This window comes from Roseibium algae, from assembly GCF_037783265.1.
Taxonomy (GTDB): domain Bacteria; phylum Pseudomonadota; class Alphaproteobacteria; order Rhizobiales; family Stappiaceae; genus Roseibium; species Roseibium algae.
Window position 1 is genome coordinate 461,406 of sequence record NZ_JBAKIA010000002.1, and the last position, 20,252, is coordinate 481,657.

Genomic DNA, 20,252 nt, shown 5'->3' on the forward strand with positions numbered 1-20,252 from the left:
CAGGAGGTTCCATGCTCGGACGCAATACCAAAATACTCGCTGGCCTGATTGGGACCGCTATGGTGTTTACTTTCGTGATCGGCCTCGCCCACAGCATTTCAACCGGATTTGCTGGTTTCTGGGGCGGCCTGCCATTCTGGTGTATCGCGATATTCGTCCTGTCCCTGGCCCTCTACGATTTTTACGAGGAATGCCTGAGTAACAAGGCGCAGAACAGCGACAATGGCTGATCAACCTGTTCTCTGGCTTCCTCGCAAGGTTTCGGCAGCAACGGTTGCGAGAGCCCGGCAAAGCTATGATGTGATCCTGAATGAAGCTGACGACGTGAGTTCAGCTGAAAAAATCATCGAAATGAGCCGGCAGGCGGATGCCATGATGCCCTGCCATTCCGAAATATTTTCAGCCGATGTTGCGGCACAGCTGGACCCACGCCTGAAAATTCTCGCAAATCATTCCGTTGGCGTGGATCACTGTGACCTAGCGGCCATCAAGGCAAAAGGCATCACAGTCACCAACACGCCGGATGTTCTGTCGGATGCCACAGCCGAGATCGCAATGCTGCTGATGTTAGGGGCGGCCCGGCGTGCGGTGGAAGGCGACAGGATTGTTCGCAGCGGTGGCTGGACTGTCTGGAGCCCGTCTTTCATGGTCGGCAAGCAGGTCAGCGGTGCAAGGGTCGGCATTGTCGGGATGGGGCGTGTCGGACAGGCATTTGCCAAAAAGGCACGCGGATTCGACATGGAAATCCATTATTACAACCGCTCCCGGCTGCCAGAAGCCGAGGAACATGAGGCGATTTATCACAACACTCTAGAAAGCCTGCTGCCTCAGGCTGATTTTCTATCCCTGCATTGTCCGGCAACGCCTGAGACCCGCAACCTTCTCAACGATGACACCTTGGCTCTTCTGCCAAAGGGAACCGTCGTCGTGAACACGGCACGCGGCGCTCTCATCAATGAAGCTTCCCTGATGAAGGCATTGAACAGCGGTCAGGTGATGGCCGCAGGACTTGATTGTTTCCAGGTGGAGCCAGGAGGAAATCCGGCGTTCTCCGGCCATGACAACATCTTCATGCTGCCGCACATTGGCAGCGCGACGACCCGCACCCGCGATGCCATGGGCTTTCGCGCCCTCGACAATCTCGATGCATTTTTTGCCGGGAGAACACCAAAAGATCTGCTTTGACATAAATTGGATAATTTAATTGACCAATTTTAAAATCTGCGTTTTAAAAAGCAAGACTGGATAGGCTGGTCACTTCGCTAGAATGCAGTTTGATTTATGTTTCGAAAGATAGACCAAACCCGGACGGCCGATGCGGCCATACAGCAAATCGAGGAATTGATCCTCAGTGGAGTCTTGCGCCCTGGCGACAGGTTGCCAGCGGAACGAGACCTTTCCGGTGAGTTGGATGTCTCTCGCCCGGTGCTAAGAGAAGCCCTCAAAACACTTGAGCAACGCGGCCTTCTATCAAGCCGTCAAGGCGGCGGTACCTTCGTCGCCGATGTGATCGGGCCAATTTTCTCTGAGGCTGTTGTTGCACTGATCGGGCGTCATCCCTCCGCCACTTCTGACTATCTGGAATTTCGCAAAGACATAGAAGCCGTTGCTGCGGGTCACGCAGCGGAACGAGCCAGCCAAACAGACCACAAGATCCTCACCGAAATCATCGGGCAAATGGATAGCGCACATGCAGCGGGTGACCATCAACGCGAGGCAGAACTTGACGTAGGCCTCCATCAAGCAATTGGAGAAGCTGCCCACAATGTAATCCTCCTGCACAGCCTGCGCTCCTGCTACAGACTGCTGACCAACGGTGTGTTTTTCAATCGCCAACGCCTGGACCATCACCCAACAGCTCACACTGTCGTTCTGGCACAGCACAAGGAAATCGTTGCGCACATCATAGCCGGCGACGCTCAAGCCGCCAGCGAGGCATCCAGACAACATATTGCGTTTGTCTCACAAGCACTCATCGAAGCCGAGGAAGCTCAGGCCCGTAAATTAGTTGCGGACCAGCGACATCAGCAACGACAGAATTCGGTACCAGCACCTACGAAACCACGAAGCGTCAAAGCTTCTTCATCCTGACTTTTCAATCTAGACGGAACAGACCCATGGCCCCTATTACCTGCATCGCGGACCTTCAGGCCCTCGCAAAGCGCCGCGTCCCCAAAATGTTCTACGACTATGCGGACACCGGCTCCTGGACCCAAGAAACCTATCATGACAACGAAGCCGCGTTCCAACGCCAGAAGTTAAGGCAGCGGGTCGCCGTCAACATCGATAATCGCAGCCTGAAGACAAAGATGATCGGCGAAGACGTCTCCATGCCTGTGGCCCTGGCTCCCGTTGGCTTGACCGGCATGCAACATGCCGACGGTGAGATCCTCGCAGCACAAGCCGCCGAGAAGTTCGGCGTGCCTTTCACACTGACCACCATGTCTGTCTGTTCGATTGAGGACGTTGCAGAACACACGAGCAAGCCGTTCTGGTTCCAGCTTTATGTCATGCGTGATCGCGGTTTCTCCGAGAACCTCATGCAACGAGCCCATGCGGCGCATTGTTCGGCACTATGCCTAACCCTGGATCTTCAGGTCCTCGGTCAACGCCATAAGGACATCAAGAACGGTCTGTCCACGCCGCCAAACCCTTCCCTACGCGTGCTCGCTGATCTGGCGCTCAAGCCACGCTGGTGCTGGAACATGGCGCAGACCAAGCGCCGTCAATTTGGCAACATCGTCGGGCATGTAGACGGTGTCGGCGACATGAGTTCGCTTGCCGAATGGACCAACAGCCAGTTCGACCCAACACTCGATTGGTCCTCCATTGAATGGGTCAAAAAGCATTGGGACCGCAAGCTGATCCTGAAAGGCATCAATGACGTTGAAGATGCCAAGATCGCTGCAGACATCGGAGCAGATGCGATTGTCGTCTCCAACCATGGCGGTCGTCAGCTCGATGGAGCTTTGGCTTCCTACGACGTTCTACGCGACATCGTCGATGCAGTCGGTGACAAGATCGAAGTCCATATGGACGGCGGCATCCGGTCGGGTCAGGACGTGTTCAAGGCCATGGCCATGGGCGCAAAGGGCACATTTATAGGAAGATCCTACATCTATGGCCTTGGCGCCATGGGCAGGCCTGGCGTCACCAAGGCTTTGGAAATCATTCACAAGGAGCTGGATGTGACCATGGGTCTGTGCGGAGAGACGGATATTCACAAGGTTGGCCGCCACAATATGGTGCTATAATTTAGCGCCCGGCGTGTTTCATGAAGTGCGCCGGGCCGTTCGTTAATCCGGACTAACATCGCAACAGAGGTTATTCCCCCATATGGCTCGACCTCATCCTTTGCAAAACCGCGTCCTGCCGACCGGAGAAATTGTTGCCATCCCGGATCGAGGATTGTTTTTAGGCAATCGCGGCGGACGAATACACGATTTGCAAACAAAAACACTCACAAAACGCCGGTGGAGCTCCCGGCGCTGGATCTGCTGTGTCACCTCGTTCAAAAACCGCCAACGAGAGCTGATGGGCACGAGCTACACCGAGCTTTTCTTTATGGATGAGGTAACTGCATTGGCCTCAGGCCACCGACCCTGCTTCGAATGTCGCCGGGCAGAGGCCAAAGAATTTGCCGCAGCCTTTTCTGAAGGAGTATCTGCAGATGAACCGATGAAAGCGGACGACATGGATCTTGTCCTGCATGAGGATCGTTTGGAAAATGGTAAGCCAAAGCGGTATTCAGCAGCCTTTGAGAGCCTGCCCGACGCCGCCATGTTTATATGGCAAGGTCAGCCTCATGCGGCACGCAACAGCAAGGCTCTCATGTGGACACCGCGTGGTTATGAAATACCTCGTATAGCCATTTCGAAAGCTTCTTCGGTGACCGTATTGACGCCTGCATGCATTGTCCATGCCCTCTCCAATGGCTACGCGCCGACCTGGCATCCCACGGCAACGGCATGACCCTATTCGGCAGCCATGCCGATGGACACGTTCCCAATCGCAGCAACAATATGATTGCAAAGCGTGTCATGCATCGGTGCACGGGCGCTATCAGATCGCAGCAGGGAAATATCGCAATGTGGCAAGCCTGGAAAGCCGTCCTTTTCGTCCAGAATTCGCATCCCTTCCCGCACAGCGCTTTCCGGGAACACTGTCACGGCCAAGCCAGCCTGAACCGCCCCCACCAGAGCAGCAGCGCTTGAGCTGACATATGAGATCGAATAGGCGCGTGACACACGGTCTAGAGCCTCCATGGCAAGCCTGCGCCAACAACAACTGGGCGCACCTATCGCAAGACGCACAGTCTCACTGGTATGAGCAAAGTGACTTGATGACGTCACCCAATGCAACGGCTCGCGTCGTATCACTTCTCCCGACATATCCTGACTCTCGGCGGATGTGATGATCGCGACATCAAGTTCGCCATTGCGAACCGCAGCGTAGGTTTTTGAACTGCTGGCACACTCGACCTGAACTTCAATTGCCGGATTGAGCCGTGCGAAGGCTGCCAGAACCCTTGGCAATAAACGATCCGCGTAGTCATCTGGAATGCCCAGTTTGACCCTGCCGACCTCCGTTCGACCGCCAAAGGCTGACAGTGTCTGATCATTCAGCAAAATAATACGGCGCGCATATTCAATCAGCCGCTCACCATCCTCGGTCAATCGGGATTGCCGCCCATCCTTGACGAAGATGGCCAGACCGACGCGCTCTTCCAGTCGGCGCATCTGCATGGAAACGGCCGACTGCGTTTTATGAACGGCCTCTCCAGCCTTGGTGAAGCTGCCCAGCTCTGCGATGGCCAGGAACGTGCGAAGCTGATCAATGTCCAAAACATGATGCATAGGTCGAAGTCTGCCTCAAAAGCTCGGATGGAAATCACAACACATTCGAATACCTTTAACCAAGATACATCCGAATTAGTGATCAATCAATCAAAGACCTAGACTTCGGCCTGAGGCACAGACAGATTATCGAGGGACGAAAGAATGTGCTCGACCAAAGCTTCCGTGACACGGGTGTTCTGCCGCCAGGACCTCATGATTCCGATGTCGCAGTCTGGAAGCTTCGGAAAACCATCTGCTTCACACAAAACGCGCATCCCCGGACGCAGCGCTGACTCAGGCAAGACGGAAACTGCGAGCCCCGCGAGAACTGCAGCCCCGACAGCGGTCGAGTTCCAGCTTGAATAAAGAAGCCTGCTTTCGCGGCCAACATTATCAAGCGCCGATAAGGCTGCTTTGCGCCAATCGCAAGTTGCCCGGCCAAGAGCCAACGGCAGTACAGTTTCGTTTTCTGCAGCATGACGGGCAGAGGTCACCCACAAAAGCGGTTCTCGCCGAACCACTTGCGCTTCTTTGCGACCTTTCTTCCAGACATGGGTGACAATCGCGACGTCCAATTCGTCTTCTGCCACCAGCTCAAAGAGGTTCGGCGTTGGTGCGCAGACAACGCTGACCTCCGCCTTTGGATTGGACCTGGAGAACCGCGCCAGAATTTCTGGCAAGAACCGGTCAGCATAATCATCTGGAGTGCCCAGACGGACAAACCCGGACACTTCCGTCTCATCAAAAGCTGCCAAGGTCTCATCATTCAACTGAACAAGGCGACGCGCATAATGGAGCAGACGTTCGCCATTTTCCGTCAACCGGGACATGCGCCCATCGCGAACAAAGATCGGGCGGCCAACCTTTTCCTCCAGTCGGCGCATCTGCATGGAAACAGCAGACTGAGTCTTATGGACGGTTTCCGCCGCGCGCGTGAAGCTGCCGCATTCAGCGATAGCAACAAATGTTCGCAGTTGATCAAGATCTAACATCGCCGAACCATACATCACGTTTTCAGATGAATACTATCAAAGTCATTCATCTGACATATCGGAGTTGCTGGACTCTGACAATCATCAAACCTTTAAAACTATTTTTGCCTTATCAAAGCCCACGTTCAAAATGCCACCGCTTGATCACAACCTCCAACCCTATGAATTGATTATATTATTAATAAAATTCTCGAAATCCTCTTCCATGAAAAGTCAGTGTTTCACAGTTGCAAACCGAGGGAAATCCGGTGGGAAAACGGCTGCGTCAAAATTTATACGATGATGTTTCACTTGCCTTCCACAAGTCCGACCCGGAAATAAAAAAGCCTAAATAACTGATATTAAAAACTAATTATTTCCATGAACCATCAAAACAAGTGTCACATAACAAAAAACGATAGATCGCATAAGAAACATTCGTTGGATTTATGTGATCGTATTCTGCATCTTCCAATTGTTCCCAGCAGACGGATCGTCGCAACGCGGCGCGGAACGAGCAGGCGAAAATTGTTTCGTCAGCTAACAGGAGAATTATGCCATGTCGACTTCAACCACACACACCCTGATCACAACCTTTGGGTCAATGGTCACTCGCGCATGGCGTCTTCTGGTTAACCGTCGCCAGGTCAATCGCCTGCATCACCTGACAGACGCACAACTTGAGGACATCGGCCTGACGCGGAGCGATCTTCGATGTGCGAAACAGGTATCCCTGTTTACCGACCCATCTCATGTTTTGAGCGAATGGGCCCGCGAGCGCTCTCTTGAAAAACGCGCCTTGGCCTCAGCTCAACTCCCTAAAGCTTCCGCTAAGACGGAGGCACATAAATCTGGACCTATGTCATGTCCAGACCATAGGCTCGCTGCTTGAGCCTTATCTGACTGCAGCCCCGTCGGCATATTTTGCTGACACCCAACTGGCTCGCTGCCCCCAGCGGGCCATTTTTTTATTTCGATGATGGCTCATTAAGATCAAGAACAGCCTTTTCAAAAAAGCTGTCGAATGCCTTGGCCTGACTTGACTGAAAATCCCGTCCGGCGGCCATCCAGCTTGCCACTGTATTCTCAAGATCCGATACACCGTTTTGCGCTTCATTAGAGTTTGAAGCCGCATTGGGCTTTTCTAGCTCTTCTGACTGCACTTCACTTGGAGCTTGTTCATCAGCCGGTTCAGAGGTCATCGCCGCTGATGACTTTGAAAACCCCGACCAGAACGACTGCATGGCATTTGTATAGCTCTCAATATAGTCAACGGCGCTCGGCGCTGGTTTCGGCCTTCCCCTTGCAAAGCCGCGCATGAACAGTTCCATGAGCTCAAGCGATTCGCCCTTCAGATAAGGACGCGCAATCTCCCCCATCGCCAGGGTTGCAGCCACTGGCATCATTTCTGCGACTGCATCCTGCTGCAAGCCGGTTGCGGAGGCCACCTGCTCTGCAACCGCCTTGCGGATAGCATCCGTCCCGAAGAACCCCTTCATGGGATCTTCTTGTATCGGAGTCGTTTGCGAGCGAAAGGAAGACAAAAACGGAAAGGGCACATCGGCACCTGGCGTATTTGCCTGAAAGTCAGGGCCCATGCCACCAAAGTGCCGCGCACCGCTCATTGCGGCAGGCAACAGCTGTGACATGGCAGCGCCCAAGTCTCCTTCACTCCAGCCAAACCTCTGCTGCATTTCCTTCGCAACGGCTGCGAAGTCAAAGGGTAGAGGAGAATCAGGGATATCCGCCATGAGGGCTACCTTGCTGCGAGTGAATTGACTTGCATGATCAACTTTCTGATCAGCAACGTCAAATTCCGCTCTGCAGCGATCGTATGTCGCGAATGAAAAGCCGAGCCCTAGTAGGCGTAGTCCTTAAAAATCTGGGCTATGTCACCATTCCAATTGCCATTGTAGCGCTGCAACAGAACATCTGCAGGACACATGCCCGCAGCCAATCCTTCCTCGATTGGCGCCAAATGCACCTGCTCATCAAGGTCGCCATCGCTCAAACGATTGCGCCTGCGCAGACCCTCTTTCGAAAGGGCCAGAGCTTCCTTGGCAATATCAAGAACAGTACCCTGCCGGAAAGATGTCTGCAGTGCGGACATTGGCACTTCATTCCGCAGAGCCATGCGCTCTTCAGTGGTCCAGTCACGCACAAGCTGCCATGCCTGATCCAGAATGCCATCGTCGTACAGCAGGCCAACCCAGAAGGCTGGCAAGGCACAAATTCTACGCCATGGTCCCCCGTCAGCACCGCGCATCTCGATAAATGTCTTCAAACGCACATCCGGGAAGAGCGTAGACAGATGATTGTTCCAGTCGCCGATCGTCGGCAAGGCATCAGGCACAGTGCCCTGGAGAGCGCCATTCATGAATTGTCTGAACGTTGTCCCGGTCACATCAAAATAGGTGTCGCCACGCTTGACGAAATACATTGGCACATCAAGTGCCCATTCCACATAAGACTCGAACCCAAAGCCATCCTCGAAAGCAAATGGCAGGTTCCCGGTCCGATCAGCATCCAAATCATTCCAGATGTGAGCTCGAAAGGATTTGAACCCATTCACTTTGCCGTCAGAGAATGGCGAATTGGCGAAGATCGCTGTCGCAATAGGCTGAAGCGCCAGCCCGACACGCATCTTCTTGACCATATCGGCTTCGCTGGAGAAATCCAGGTTCACCTGAATGGTAGATGTACGATGCATCATGTCGAGCCCGTATGACCCGACCTTCGGCATGTATCTGCGCATGATGTCATAACGGGACTTGGGCATTTGCGGCACATCTTCGCGCCGCCAGGTCGGGGTCATGCCAGAACCAAGAAAACCGATGCCTAGCGGGTCTGCAACCTTGCGAACCTGGGCCAGGTGAGCGTTGGTTTCACGGCAGGTCTCATGGAGCGTTTGCAGCGGCGCACCTGACAGTTCGAACTGTCCGCCTGGCTCAATAGAAATAGCACCGCCACCGACTGAGTCGGCAAGTCCGATTATATTGCCGTTATCCTCAATCCTGTCCCAACCAAGCAGGTTTTCCATTCCAGTCAGAACAGCCTCAACACCATTGGACCCTTCATAGGGAATGGGAGACAAGTCAGACAAATGAAAGCCGAACTTCTCATGTTCGGTGCCAATCAGAAACTTTTCAGCAGGCTTGTTCCCCTCTTCAAGGGTCGCAGAGAGATCGGCAATATTTTCAATCGGCGTGGAATCAACGGTATCGCGGGCCATACAGGACTTTCCAATTCTCAAACGGCTCGCACGATACTCAGCCCACTGGCCGCGCACAAACGCAATAAACACCTAACACCTTCAGAAAAACCCAAAGGCCTCGACGCATTTAAGATGCTGGAAGGATGAAAGCAAGACACCGTTTTGGCGTAATTTCAATGTCACACAAACTTGAGTAGCATCTTCTTGCTCAGGCCCAGTCCCCAAGTGTGGCCTGAACAACGGCAAGAGCCGCTACGGCAGCTGTGTCAGCCCGTAGAATTCGAGGTCCCAAGGGGATGGCACTGACAAAGGACCGAGCTCGGAGCAAAACGCGTTCGTCTTCGGAAAAACCGCCCTCCGGGCCGACCAGAATGGCCAAGGGCTGCGGCCCGGCATCTGCGATACGCACCAGCTCTGCAATCGGGTTCTGGCTCTCCTCCCCCTCATCGCAGAACAGCAAACGTCTGCCTGGCTGATCTACTGCCCAATTTGACAGAAGCTCCGTCAACGAGAGCGTCTCCAAAACCTCAGGAACCGCAATCACGCCGCATTGCTCTGCAGCCTCGATCACATTTGCTTCCATGCGCTCCAGATTAACACGACTGACTTGCGTATGCTGGGTCATAACCGGGCGCAGAGCTCCCGCCCCCATCTCGACCGCCTTCTGCACCATGTAGTCCAGACGTGCATGTTTCAGAGGCGCAAACAGATACTGCAGATCAATGGCTTTGCTCTGCTCCCGCACCTGCTTTACCAGATCAAGATGGCAGGCCTTGCGACCGGTCGCCCGGATTGAGGCGAGCCATTCACCATCCGTTCCGTTGAAAACAAGCAGCTCGCTGCCGTTTTTAAGGCGCAGAACATTCAGCAAATAGTTCGCCTGACCGCGATCAGCTTCTATCGAAGCTCCCTCGGCGAGGATATGGCGCAGAAAAAGGCGCTGCATGCGGTAATCGTATCGGGTCATACCTTCTAGTTAAGACCTCTGGGTCGGGCTTTTCAATGGCAGAGAGCAAAGAGCCTCTGGATAGCTTTGCATTCGCTGCCTTTGAGATCCCGTTCACGCTTGACCGGTGCCGCCGAACCGGCCACCTTCGGAGGGAAATTTAAGGAACCAGACCTTGGCTGACAACTCATCGAACGCGACTGAATATTCGGTCGCGGACATCTCTTTCTCCATCAAGAAAACGATGGAGGATTCATTCGGATACGTTCGAGTGCGCGGTGAGCTTGGCCGGATTTCACGCCCCGGCTCCGGGCACATCTATCTGGATTTGAAGGATGACCGAGCGGTTCTGTCCGGCGTCATCTGGAAAGGCAATGCCTCCAAACTGAAGATCAAGCCCGAGCAAGGGCTGGAAGTGATCGCCACCGGCAAGATCACGACATTTCCCGGACAGTCGAAATATCAGATGGTGATCGACGCGCTGGAGCCAGCCGGCGCTGGCGCCCTGATGGCCTTGTTGGAAGAACGTAAGCGCAAGCTGGGCGAAGAAGGCCTCTTTGCTGAAGAACGCAAACAGCTTCTGCCAAGCCTGCCTCGCGTCATCGGTGTTGTCACCTCGCCGACAGGTGCTGTCATTCGCGATATCTTGCACCGCATATCTGATCGGTTTCCGCTGCATGTGATTGTCTGGCCGGTCCGTGTTCAAGGCGAAACATCCGGCGCAGAAGTTGCCAACGGCATTCGGGGGTTCAACGCATTGCCAACGGGCGGCGCGATACCAAGGCCCGACCTGATCATCGTTGCGCGTGGCGGAGGAAGCATTGAAGACCTTTGGGGCTTCAACGAAGAGAGCGTCGTTCGAGCAGCCTCTGACAGCGACATCCCCCTGATTTCCGCCGTCGGCCACGAGACCGACTGGACGCTAATCGATTTGGCTGCCGATGTGCGCGCACCAACGCCCACAGGCGCTGCAGAGATTGCCGTGCCGGTCAAAGCCGATCTGATGAGCCTGATTGATGATCTGTCCCGGCGTTTGTCATCCGGTCTCAACCGGCTGGTTGCCAACCGGCGCACAGAGCTGAGAGCTGCCGGGGCTGCCCTGCCTGCTCCGCGCGATCTTCTCGCATTGCCGCGTCAGCAGTTTGATACCTGCGCCAGCCGCCTAGAACACGCGCTGACCGTAAACACTCGCAGTCATCGCAGCGCCTATCAAAACGCAGCAATTCGTCTGTCGCCTTTGGTGCTACAACGGACAACAGACAGCGCCCGCACAACGCTCGCAGGCCTGTTTGATCGCCAGCAAAGAGCGCTCAGTGTTGCCATCACCCAAAAACGTCAGGGCTTTTCAGCAACGGCGTCTCGACTGTCCGCAGCTCCGCTCAGGCAGAAACTGTCCTTGGGCACAGAACGGTTGAATGGGCTGAATGAACGGTTGGACCTTTCCTTCAAGCTTCGGCTGGCCAAATCCCGTGATCGGCTGGACGGTCAGGAAAAGCTGCTCAAGTCACTATCTTACAAAGATGTGCTGTCACGTGGCTATGCACTGCTGCGCGATGACACCGGCCAACCCGTTCGCTCAGCAGCAAGCGTCGCACCCGGCGCAACGCTTTCCATTGAGCTGGCGGATGGGATCGTCGATGCGCTCGCAACTGGAGACGGCATTGCTCAGCCACCGGCTCCAAAGGCAGCCCCGAAAGCTACAAAGCCAAAGACGAAGAAACCCGGTGCGGAAAAGACATCCGCAAATCAGGGCAATTTGTTCTAGACCCGCTTTTCGTCACCGAGACATTCAAGAAAAAGGCCGCTGCGGTTATGCGCAGCGGCCTTTTGATTTCAAGCAAATCGCTCAGTACCTACATTAACGAAGGCAGAAGCGTAATGATCGACGGGAAGGCCAGAAGACCACCGATGGTCAGAATGTCCGCGATGAAGAACGGCACACAGCCGCGGAAGACTTCCTGTACCGGAATGTCCGGGCGTACACCCGCCACCACGAAGCAGTTGAGCCCAATTGGCGGCGTAATCAGACAAAGCTCTGCCATCTTAACCACCAAAATTCCGAACCAGATTGCACAGGCTTCTCCTGACATGCCGAAGGCACTGTCCGCTGCAGTCACCGCTTCACCGCCATTGAGGGCGATAACAGCCGGATAGACCACAGGCAGGGTCAGGATCAGCATGCCGATGGCATCCATGAACATGCCCAGCACCGCATAAGCGCAAAGAATCAGGATCATCACAATCCAGGGCGAGAACTCCAGCGCGACAATGAAGTCCCTGAAGGCATCCGGAAGACCGGCAAAGCCGAGGAACCGAACGTAGACCAGTACGCCCCAGATCAACGTGAAGATCATCACCGTGAGCTTGGCCGTCTCATGAAGCGCCTGACCGAGCTGGCGGAACCTCATGCCTTTTACGAATGCCACCACCAGAACAACGAATGCCCCGAGGGATCCAGCTTCCGTTGGCGTTGCCAGACCAAAGAAGAACGACGAGAAGATAATACCGATAACTGCGATGATCGGGAATGTGCCGGGAAGCGAGGAAAAACGCTGCCCCCAAGTGAAACCACGCACTGGCGGAGCATCGCCGCGCCAAGCAGAAATCCCGACAATGATTGCAACATAGATAAACGCCGAAAAGACGCCCGGCAAGAAACCTGCGATCAGCAGTTTGCCGACCGATTGTTCAACCAGGATAGCGTAGATCACCAGGATCGCAGATGGCGGGATGAGCGAGGCCAGGGTTCCACCTGCTGCCACCACGGCAGACGACAGACGTTTGGAATAACCTGCCGCCAACATTTCAGGAATGGCAACGCGGGCAAAGACGGCAGCTGTCGCGACAGATGCACCGGAAACGGCCGCAAAGCCAGCGGTAGCGAAGACTGTTCCAACCGCCATGCCGCCCGGCATCCAGCCCAACCAGCGCTTGGACGCCTCGAACAACTGCTTTGTGAAGCCTGCATAGAAGGCCAGAAAACCGATCAGAATGAACGTCGGCAAGACGGACAGGGTGTAGGTCACGGATTTGGAGTGCGGGATCGTTCCCGCCATCTTCAGCGCGACAAAGAACCCTCTTTCAAAGCCCATCTTCATGGAGAATAGAACGATCAAACCGACCAGACCAGTGAAAGCCGCCGCGAATGCAACACGCATTCCAATAACGACCATGACGAGCAACATGCCCGTCATCAAGAGACCAACCTCAAACGGGGTCATTTCGCGTCTCCTGCAGTGATGTCATCGCCGAAAGCTTCTTCAATCTCATGCTGTGCCGCTTCCGTGACATCTTGAATGACAGGCACTCCATAGGGTGTGGCATCCGGATTGATCACGAGGCGCAAATAGCCGTAGATCTGCATCATCAAGCGCAGGAACAAAAGGCTGAGAGCGACTGGAATGACAAGCTTCGAGGGCCAGGTTACGAACCCAATGTCCATGGTGCTGTCACCCAACGACCAGGACCGGTAGAAATGGAACCAAGAGCCCCAGATCAGCAGGAAAACGGCAATGGCGATCAGGATGACGCCGACCATCTCGGCCACCCACATCGCGCGGCCTTTCAGTTTCCCAAGCACCATTTCCATGCGGATGTGGCCACCGACACGCTGGCAATAGGCGACACCGCAGAAGGCGAAGACGGCCATGGCCTGCTCGGTAATGTCGATGAAACCCGGCACCGGCATATTGAGGAAAAATCGCCCCAGCACCTGCGCGACAGCGAGAAACATCAGAATGAGAATACTGGAGGCAGCAATCAGGTTGAATATATTTTCGATGCGCCCGAGAACCCCGTCAAATTTGATGAAAGTCTCGGGTTGATCCGGGCTTGATAGCGTACCGGCCATGATATGTTCCTGCAAGTTAACTCCGGCGCAAAATGCGCCGGAGTCTATTGATCAACTTATAGAAATGAAGTCGGGATTTTACTGAACGTTCGACTGAACGAGGTCCAGAAGTTCCTGGGCAGGGATGCCCTTAGCAGACTGCTCAGCAACCCACTGGTCCCAGATCGGCTTACCGGCTTTGGCTTTAAAAGCAGCCAGGTCTTCATCGGTATATTCGATCTGAATAATGTTGCGCTCTTTCAACTCAGGCCACCACTTGTCGTAAACCTTGGCGTAGGTTTCGAGATAGTGATCAACAGCTTCTGGAACCGTCTCATCCAGAACCTTGCGCATATCCGCTGGAAGCGCAGCAAGAGCGTCTGTGTTGACGATAACTGGACACTGGACGGTGCCCGGATTCAGGTTGGCTGTCCACCATTTACCAGCTTCAACTGTCTTGAACGACAGGTGCGCATGAGGGGCAAAGGCAACGCCCTGCACTGTACCGGAATCAAGCGCCTGGTAAGCTTCAGATGCTGTGACAGAGGTTGGAACCGCACCAACGGTTTCCATGGCCTTGCCGATGCCACCAAGTGCACGGACGCGCATGCCATCGAAATTTTCAACTTTCAATGGCGCATCGCCGACACCGATGATGTTGTACTGTGGCATTGGGGATGGCATCAGAACTTCAGCGTTCCAGCGGGCCAGATCCTTTTTGACCGCAGGGTGATCATAAACCGCCCAGCTGACCTTCGTTTCTGTTTCCAAATCGTTGACGCCGAGGAATGGCAGCTCAAGAACTGTCAGTGTCGGGTTCTTGTCTGCATGATAAGACGCACACATTTGCGCCATTTCAAATGCACCAAAGGAAATCCCATCAAGGTTTTCACGTGGCTTGGACAACGCCCCACCGTAATGCAGCTTGATTTCGAACTTGCCATCGGTTTTTTCGGCAACCTTTTCAGCCAGGTACTCGATGTGCTCGGTAAATGCACGGCGTTTACCCCATACCGACACATTCCATGTGACGTCTGCAGCGAAGGTTTCGGTGGCAAAGAAAAGTCCCAGAACGGTTGCGGATGCAGCCGTCGCAAATTTGCGGGCAGTGAGCATACTGATCCTCCCAGATAGATTGGCTCATGGACCTTGGCAGAAAATTCGACTGCATCATGTGCAGACGTCCACCAAGCTGACAAACAGTTAGCATGTAGCGTGCCAAATGTATCCCAAACCTTGGAATCTACTAAAAATATCGACGTTGAGAGAAGTTCTTCGCTTGTAAGCACCCAATAATAAGCAATATATTGCCTACAAGAAATCCCCATAAGCGACTATTCGCCGACCCATCGAAAGGTGGCCGAATCGCCCGTGATTTATCAGCAGGCGGCTATTCTATCTTTACTTGTGGTCGACTCAATTTCAGCCGAACCATTTTTTCATTCAAGGTACGACGAGGAACTCCCAATTCTTGCATGACCTTGGCAATGCTGCCCTCATGACGGCGCAAAGCATTCGCAATCACACTGCGCTCATAACTGTCCATCAGATCTTTCAAGCTGCCCGTAGTACTTTGTGAGGCACCAGATTTTCCGCCAATGACAAGCACCTCAAGGGGTTGCCGCACAACACCGGCGTTCAACACAAAACGCTCTGCAGCGTTTCGCAGCTCACGTATGTTTCCCGGCCAGTCATAACTCTGCAAAAAGACCTCATCACGCGCGCTCACATCAGATGCAGCCACGCCATATTGAACTGCAAAGCGATTCACAAACGTGTCAAACAAGAGCAGGCTGTCGCTGCCCCGTTCCCGGAGCGGCGGAATGGCAATCTCAATCGTGTTGAGGCGGAAGAGTAGATCCTCACGCAGGGCCTTTGACGCCACAGCTTCCCGAGGCTCAATGTTTGCAGCACTGATAACGCGGAAGTCCACGGGAATTGGTTTGCGACCGCCTAGCCGATCGACCTTCTTCTCCTGCAAGACCCGCAAGAGCTTAGGTTGAAGCGGGATCGGCATGGACACAATCTCATCAAGAAACAAAACACCGCCGTTGGCAGCCTCAATCCGCCCTATGCGCGTCTTGTCAGCACCCGTAAAAGCTCCGGCTTCATGGCCAAACAACTCCGCTTCAACCATCGCTTCAGGAAGAGCTGCCGCATTGATCGCAACGAAGGGAGCGTTTTTCCGATTGCCAAATTCATGGAGCGCCTGAGCAACGACTTCTTTTCCCGTGCCCGTCTCACCGGTGATCAGAACGGAAGCGTCCGTTCCTGCGAAATGCATCACACGCTCACGAAGCGCCCGCATGACCGGGCTGTTGCCGATCAACCTTTTCTCAAGGCTGCCTTCTTCTTCAAGACGCCGCGACAAGAACCGGTTTTCCATGACAAGCATGCGCTTTTCGCAGGCCTTGCGCACCAGATCCTCGATCTTGTCAGGATCAAACGGTTTCTCGACAAAATCATAAGCCCCGCACCGCATGGCATCGACAGCCATCGGCACATCACCATGCCCAGTAATCAGGATCACCGGGATATCTGCATCAACAGCTGCGATCCGCGCCATCAAACTGACGCCGTCTTCTCCTTTCAGCATGACATCAGAGACCACGCAGCCGGGGAAGTCCGATCTGACATAGCGCATCGCGGTATCGCCATCAGGCACTTCAATCGTCTCGAAGCCTGCAAGTCCCAGCCATTGGTGCAGTGCTGCTCGCATGGACGGATCGTCATCGACAATAAGGACTGGCGTTTTATCGCTCACGGTCATCATAGCGTCGTCAACTCCAGCCGTTTCGCCTGTTCAGTCACATCTGTCATATTTTCGGAACTCTCAGGTGCAGGCAGGCGCAAGACAAAGGTTGCGCCGCCGTTCTCCCCTGACTGAACCTTGAGAGTGCCGCCGAGATCTTCCGCTATCCGGTCTGAGATCGACAGTCCAAGGCCAAGCCCACCACTGCTCAACTTGGTCGTGAAGAAGGGATCAAAAATCTTCTCACGCAGATCTTCAGGCACACCCTCGCCACTGTCAGACACTTTGACCAGAATTTCAGAGCCCAATCTCTCTGCATCAAGCACAATTTCGCGATTTTCCGCATCTGCGACAGAATCTGCTGCATTGCGCAGCAGGTTCACCAGAACCTGTTCCACTTTCAAAGGCGCAGTTTCAAGATTGAGCGGCTGTTCTGACAAGTGCAGGATCAACTGCACATCGACTTCTTCCAGACGCGGACGGACAATCTTCTCAGCCACTTTGATGCAAGCCCGCATGTCGACAATCTCGATCCGGCTTTCCGCCGGACGGGCAAACCGCTTAAGCTCCTGAGTGAGCGCGGCCATACGGTGCTGCAAGGCGTCTATTTCCTGCAGATTGTCCTCAACGGATGTCACATGCCCGCCTTCGAGGTACTTACGCGCGCCAGCAACGAACATTCGCATAGCCGCCAAGGGCTGGTTCAACTCATGGGCAACGGCTGCAGACATCTGCCCAACCGCGGCCAAACGACTGGACCGAGCAAGTCGTCGCTGGGCTGTGCGAAGCTCAGACTCAACACGCCGTCGCTCATCAACTTCTTGCACCAGGAGCTGATTGAGTTCGCGCAAACTGTCACTTTCCTTACGCAGAAGCACCGAAGCACGCCGCAATGCTCGGCCACGATAGACGAGCACTCCGACCAGATACAACAAGCTCAAGCCAATTCCAGAGACCCATATCGGCAAACTGTTCTTGCGGGTCTCCTTCATCGGCACAAGGAAATGCAACGTCCAGCCAAGAAGCCCGACGTCGGCTTCGTTGTGTCGGAAGACCTCTCCGCCGATTGCAACAGTCCGTTCGGCATCAATGGGCTGATCAGATAGCTTGACCAAGGCCTCATCCGCGTACTGACGAGTCATTTCGATCTTGCTTCGGACAACCGAGGGCAATGTGTCGAGCGTGCGATACCGCCAATCCGCCACTGAAGCCAGGAAAATTACGCCGTTGGCATCGGTTGCAAACACCGTCTCACCGCCTTCAGCCCAAGCTTTCTCCAGCGGTTCCATGTCAACTTTTACGACCGCAACCCCATCTGGAACGCCTTCGACAGGCGTCGGCAGTGACAGAAAAAGTCCTGGCTCGCCAATGGTTGCGCCGATAGCAAAAAACTGCCCCTCCCCACCGTCTATTGCGGTTTGGAAATAGGGTCGAAACGAATAATTTCGGCCGATCAGTGAAAGCTGGTCTCGCCAGTTACTTGTGGCTAGCGTATTGCCAGATCGGTCCATCACATAGAGCAAGTCAGCACCTGACTTCTCTGCCATTTCCTCAAGGAAACGATTGGCGGCCTCAGCCGGTTCGCCTATTTTCAAGACCACGGTTGCCCGTGGATCTCGCGCCAGCATGTAAGGCAAATAGCGGTATTTCTCGTATTCGCCCAGAATTGTCTGACGATACAGCGTGAGCCGTTCGGCAGCCTTGCGATCAACAAATGCCTGCTCCCGCTGCACCATATATTGCACCAGCAGAGCGGCAATCAGCATAACAACAAGAGGCGGAAGCGCCAGGAGGATCAATCGGGTCGACATACTCCCTTATCTCCTGTTTGGAGCCCCGCCGCAAACCGTTCTGAGGAAGATGGACAATCATGCTGCACTGCGGCTAGTTTGCCGCCAGGACAACAATGGGATGGAAAGTGTCAATGGACTTCAGTTTCACCGAAGAACAGCAAATGATCGCCGATACTGCGCGCAAGCTTGCTAGCGACCGACTGGAGCCAGTGGCCGAGAAACTCGATCAAGGCGATGGGCGCGACGAGTTGCTTGCCAATCTGCGCCTCTTGGCAGAAAACGGCTTCATGGGGCTGAATGTCTCTGCCGACTATGGCGGAACGGAAGCTGGCACAGTCGGGTTTGCCCTTGCTGTCGAAGCCCTCGCGGGAAGTTGCGCGTCAACAGCTGTAACTGTCTCGGTGAGCAACATGGTCGGCGAAGTCATTCAGGCCGTTGGCTCTGATGAACAAAAAGAGCTCTATCTGCCGCGTCTGACAGATGGCACATATCCGGCTGGTGGTTTCTGCCTGACGGAGGCCAGCGCCGGGTCCGACCCGTCCGCGATGAAAACCCGCGCTTTGAAAGACGGCAACCATTATATCCTGAATGGTGCCAAGCTATACATCACCTCAGCAGAATACGCCGGGCTTTTCGTTGTCTGGGCCGTAACCGATCCGGACGCTCCCAAGGGGAAAGGCATCTCCTGTTTCCTGGTTGAAGCGGACACGCCCGGCCTCGTGATCGGCAAGGCAGAAAAGAAAATGGGCCAAACCGGTTCGGCCACCAACGAAGTCCTGTTCCAGGACTGCCGCATTCCGGCGACCGCAATGATGGGTGCTGAAAATGATGGTTTCAAGATCGCCGTCAGCGAGCTGGCTGGTGGGCGCATCGGCATTGCATCCCTCGCGCTTGGCATCGCAGGCAAGGCGATGGAAGCAGGAAAAGCTTATATCAAGGAACGCGAACAATTCGGCAGACCACTTGCCGACATGCAAGGCCTTCAGTGGATGATCGCTGACCGGGAAACGGAACTGGAAGCAGCACGTCTCCTGATCCTGCAGGCCGCAACCCTCAAGGACAGCGGCAAGCCATTTTCCAAAGCAGCTTCCATGGCAAAACTGTTCGCGTCGGAAGCCGCCCAAAAAGCAACCTACACAGCCCTTCAGTTACATGGCGGCGCTGGCTACATCAAAGATTTTCCACTAGAGCGCTATGCGCGGGATGCCAGGATCACAACCATCTATGAAGGCACTTCAGAGGTTCAAAGGCTAATCATTGCACGGGATGTCATGAAAGCCATTTAGGGTCAGGGCACATCATCCGCTGGAGGACCACCGTCATGAAGCCGCCACTGCCAACCCTCGCCGGCACACCAACACTCGAGACTCCCAGACTTGTTCTGCGAATGCCGGAGCTGTCGGATTTCCCGGCGTATCGTGACTATGCAACTTCTGACCGTACCCGGTTCACCGGCGGCCCCAAACCGCATCATACTGCGTTTGAAAAATTTGCCAGCATGATTGGGCACTGGGCCTTGCGAGGCTTCGGACGGTTTATCATCACCGACAGAACAAGTGGCCAGGCTCTCGGACACGTTGGGCCAATGCAACTGGATGCGGCGGCCATCCCCGAACTCACATGGACACTTTGGTCCAAAGAAGCCGAAGGCAAAGGGGTAGCATTCGAAGCCTCCTGCGCCGTCAAAGCCTGGCTGTTCGAAACACTAGAATGGCAAGAGGCGGCTGCAGAGGTACACCGGGACAATCACGCATCTCAATCACTGGCACTTCGCCTGGGGGGGCAGGTTTGGAAAGATGGTCCAAAGCGCAGGATGGAAGACGGCATCGTTTATAGATTTTCGCTCAGTCATGCTCGCTCCGATGATCAGGTTCTTCAGTCGATACGATAAATCTGGCCAGAAGATGAA

At 54.4% G+C, this 20,252-nt stretch carries 19 protein-coding genes; 9 read left to right on the forward strand and 10 right to left on the reverse strand.

What is annotated here, in order from left to right; genetic code table 11:
- The first annotated feature begins 11 nt into the window (after positions 1–11).
- The 5 genes from V6575_RS05810 (at position 12) to V6575_RS05830 (ending at position 3,972) form a co-directional block, all read left to right on the forward strand.
- Positions 12–230 carry a hypothetical protein gene (locus tag V6575_RS05810; RefSeq protein ID WP_340273206.1) on the forward strand — a complete coding sequence of 73 codons (219 nt, stop codon included), beginning with the start codon at positions 12–14 and terminating at the stop codon, positions 228–230.
- Positions 223–1,185: a 2-hydroxyacid dehydrogenase gene (locus tag V6575_RS05815; protein WP_340273207.1), complete on the forward strand. Its 963-nt coding sequence runs from the start codon at positions 223–225 to the stop codon at positions 1,183–1,185. Before V6575_RS05810 ends, V6575_RS05815 begins: the two co-directional genes overlap by 8 nt.
- Before the next feature lie 96 nt (positions 1,186–1,281).
- Positions 1,282–2,091: a FadR/GntR family transcriptional regulator gene (locus V6575_RS05820; protein ID WP_340273208.1), complete on the forward strand. Its 810-nt coding sequence runs from the start codon at positions 1,282–1,284 to the stop codon at positions 2,089–2,091.
- A gap of 26 nt (positions 2,092–2,117) precedes the next feature.
- Positions 2,118–3,254: an alpha-hydroxy acid oxidase gene (locus V6575_RS05825; RefSeq protein WP_340273209.1), complete on the forward strand. Its 1,137-nt coding sequence runs from the start codon at positions 2,118–2,120 to the stop codon at positions 3,252–3,254.
- A gap of 280 nt (positions 3,255–3,534) precedes the next feature.
- Positions 3,535–3,972 (forward strand): hypothetical protein, encoded by a 438-nt coding sequence (locus V6575_RS05830; protein ID WP_340273210.1) that lies wholly within the window; start codon positions 3,535–3,537, stop codon positions 3,970–3,972.
- Positions 3,973–3,974: 2 nt separating this feature from the next.
- Here the strand turns inward: V6575_RS05830 and V6575_RS05835 are convergent, their stop codons facing one another.
- The gene (locus V6575_RS05835) at positions 3,975–4,856 is read right to left on the reverse strand and encodes a LysR substrate-binding domain-containing protein (RefSeq protein ID WP_340273211.1); all 882 of its coding nucleotides are present in this window, start codon (positions 4,854–4,856) and stop codon (positions 3,975–3,977) included.
- Between the two features lie 98 nt (positions 4,857–4,954).
- The gene (locus V6575_RS05840; RefSeq protein ID WP_340273212.1) at positions 4,955–5,830 is read right to left on the reverse strand and encodes a LysR substrate-binding domain-containing protein; all 876 of its coding nucleotides are present in this window, start codon (positions 5,828–5,830) and stop codon (positions 4,955–4,957) included.
- A 538-nt stretch (positions 5,831–6,368) separates the two neighbouring features.
- On the opposite strand from V6575_RS05840, the gene V6575_RS05845 reads away from it, so the two are divergent.
- On the forward strand, positions 6,369–6,701 hold the full coding sequence (locus V6575_RS05845) for a DUF1127 domain-containing protein (protein WP_340273214.1): 333 nt from the start codon (positions 6,369–6,371) through the stop codon (positions 6,699–6,701).
- Between the two features lie 76 nt (positions 6,702–6,777).
- On the opposite strand, the gene V6575_RS05850 is transcribed toward V6575_RS05845, so the two are convergent.
- The 3 genes from V6575_RS05850 to V6575_RS05860 all read right to left on the reverse strand — a co-directional run bounded on the left by V6575_RS05850 (position 6,778) and on the right by V6575_RS05860 (position 9,990).
- A complete protein-coding gene (locus V6575_RS05850; RefSeq protein ID WP_340273216.1) occupies positions 6,778–7,560 on the reverse strand; it encodes a hypothetical protein in 783 nt (260 codons plus the stop codon).
- 107 nt (positions 7,561–7,667) lie between these two features.
- Positions 7,668–9,041 (reverse strand): glutamate--cysteine ligase, encoded by a 1,374-nt coding sequence (locus tag V6575_RS05855; RefSeq protein ID WP_340273218.1) that lies wholly within the window; start codon positions 9,039–9,041, stop codon positions 7,668–7,670.
- 190 nt (positions 9,042–9,231) lie between these two features.
- Positions 9,232–9,990: a 16S rRNA (uracil(1498)-N(3))-methyltransferase gene (locus V6575_RS05860; protein WP_340273220.1), complete on the reverse strand. Its 759-nt coding sequence runs from the start codon at positions 9,988–9,990 to the stop codon at positions 9,232–9,234.
- Positions 9,991–10,144: 154 nt separating this feature from the next.
- Between V6575_RS05860 and xseA the strand changes: the two genes are divergently transcribed.
- Positions 10,145–11,734 carry an exodeoxyribonuclease VII large subunit gene (gene xseA / locus V6575_RS05865; RefSeq protein ID WP_340273221.1) on the forward strand — a complete coding sequence of 530 codons (1,590 nt, stop codon included), beginning with the start codon at positions 10,145–10,147 and terminating at the stop codon, positions 11,732–11,734.
- Positions 11,735–11,822: 88 nt separating this feature from the next.
- Here xseA and V6575_RS05870 read toward each other — a convergent pair whose 3' ends face one another.
- From V6575_RS05870 to V6575_RS05890, 5 genes are all read right to left on the reverse strand, one after another.
- On the reverse strand, positions 11,823–13,190 hold the full coding sequence (locus V6575_RS05870) for a TRAP transporter large permease (RefSeq protein WP_340273223.1): 1,368 nt from the start codon (positions 13,188–13,190) through the stop codon (positions 11,823–11,825).
- The gene (locus V6575_RS05875; protein WP_340273224.1) at positions 13,187–13,819 is read right to left on the reverse strand and encodes a TRAP transporter small permease subunit; all 633 of its coding nucleotides are present in this window, start codon (positions 13,817–13,819) and stop codon (positions 13,187–13,189) included. The genes V6575_RS05870 and V6575_RS05875 overlap by 4 nt, the downstream gene beginning before the upstream one ends.
- A 78-nt stretch (positions 13,820–13,897) precedes the next feature.
- Positions 13,898–14,914, reverse strand: coding sequence for a C4-dicarboxylate TRAP transporter substrate-binding protein (locus V6575_RS05880; protein WP_340273225.1), 1,017 nt, complete (start codon positions 14,912–14,914; stop codon positions 13,898–13,900).
- Between the two features lie 274 nt (positions 14,915–15,188).
- Positions 15,189–16,571, reverse strand: coding sequence for a sigma-54-dependent transcriptional regulator (locus V6575_RS05885; RefSeq protein ID WP_340273226.1), 1,383 nt, complete (start codon positions 16,569–16,571; stop codon positions 15,189–15,191).
- On the reverse strand, positions 16,568–18,361 hold the full coding sequence (locus V6575_RS05890; protein ID WP_340273228.1) for a sensor histidine kinase: 1,794 nt from the start codon (positions 18,359–18,361) through the stop codon (positions 16,568–16,570). Before V6575_RS05890 ends, V6575_RS05885 begins: the two co-directional genes overlap by 4 nt.
- Positions 18,362–18,474: 113 nt before the next feature.
- On the opposite strand from V6575_RS05890, the gene V6575_RS05895 reads away from it, so the two are divergent.
- Together V6575_RS05895 and V6575_RS05900 are read left to right on the forward strand one after the other, a co-directional pair.
- Entirely contained in the window at positions 18,475–19,629 is a 1,155-nt protein-coding gene (locus V6575_RS05895) for an acyl-CoA dehydrogenase family protein (protein ID WP_340273229.1), read from the forward strand.
- Positions 19,630–19,664: 35 nt separating this feature from the next.
- A complete protein-coding gene (locus tag V6575_RS05900) occupies positions 19,665–20,234 on the forward strand; it encodes a GNAT family N-acetyltransferase (protein WP_340273231.1) in 570 nt (189 codons plus the stop codon).
- Positions 20,235–20,252: the final 18 nt, after the last annotated feature.

Bases quoted from the DNA above. Each gene is read 5' to 3' on its own strand.
- V6575_RS05810 (WP_340273206.1), top strand. From the start codon at position 12: ATGCTCGGACGCAATACCAAAATACTCGCTGGCCTGATTGGGACCGCT.
- V6575_RS05815 (WP_340273207.1), top strand. From the start codon at position 223: ATGGCTGATCAACCTGTTCTCTGGCTTCCTCGCAAGGTTTCGGCAGCA.
- V6575_RS05820 (WP_340273208.1), top strand. From the start codon at position 1,282: ATGTTTCGAAAGATAGACCAAACCCGGACGGCCGATGCGGCCATACAG.
- V6575_RS05825 (WP_340273209.1), top strand. From the start codon at position 2,118: ATGGCCCCTATTACCTGCATCGCGGACCTTCAGGCCCTCGCAAAGCGC.
- V6575_RS05830 (WP_340273210.1), top strand. From the start codon at position 3,535: ATGGGCACGAGCTACACCGAGCTTTTCTTTATGGATGAGGTAACTGCA.
- V6575_RS05835 (WP_340273211.1), bottom strand. From the start codon at position 4,856: ATGCATCATGTTTTGGACATTGATCAGCTTCGCACGTTCCTGGCCATC.
- V6575_RS05840 (WP_340273212.1), bottom strand. From the start codon at position 5,830: ATGTTAGATCTTGATCAACTGCGAACATTTGTTGCTATCGCTGAATGC.
- V6575_RS05845 (WP_340273214.1), top strand. From the start codon at position 6,369: ATGTCGACTTCAACCACACACACCCTGATCACAACCTTTGGGTCAATG.
- V6575_RS05850 (WP_340273216.1), bottom strand. From the start codon at position 7,560: ATGGCGGATATCCCTGATTCTCCTCTACCCTTTGACTTCGCAGCCGTT.
- V6575_RS05855 (WP_340273218.1), bottom strand. From the start codon at position 9,041: ATGGCCCGCGATACCGTTGATTCCACGCCGATTGAAAATATTGCCGAT.
- V6575_RS05860 (WP_340273220.1), bottom strand. From the start codon at position 9,990: ATGACCCGATACGATTACCGCATGCAGCGCCTTTTTCTGCGCCATATC.
- V6575_RS05870 (WP_340273223.1), bottom strand. From the start codon at position 13,190: ATGACCCCGTTTGAGGTTGGTCTCTTGATGACGGGCATGTTGCTCGTC.
- V6575_RS05875 (WP_340273224.1), bottom strand. From the start codon at position 13,819: ATGGCCGGTACGCTATCAAGCCCGGATCAACCCGAGACTTTCATCAAA.
- V6575_RS05880 (WP_340273225.1), bottom strand. From the start codon at position 14,914: ATGCTCACTGCCCGCAAATTTGCGACGGCTGCATCCGCAACCGTTCTG.
- V6575_RS05885 (WP_340273226.1), bottom strand. From the start codon at position 16,571: ATGATGACCGTGAGCGATAAAACGCCAGTCCTTATTGTCGATGACGAT.
- V6575_RS05890 (WP_340273228.1), bottom strand. From the start codon at position 18,361: ATGTCGACCCGATTGATCCTCCTGGCGCTTCCGCCTCTTGTTGTTATG.
- V6575_RS05895 (WP_340273229.1), top strand. From the start codon at position 18,475: ATGGACTTCAGTTTCACCGAAGAACAGCAAATGATCGCCGATACTGCG.
- V6575_RS05900 (WP_340273231.1), top strand. From the start codon at position 19,665: ATGAAGCCGCCACTGCCAACCCTCGCCGGCACACCAACACTCGAGACT.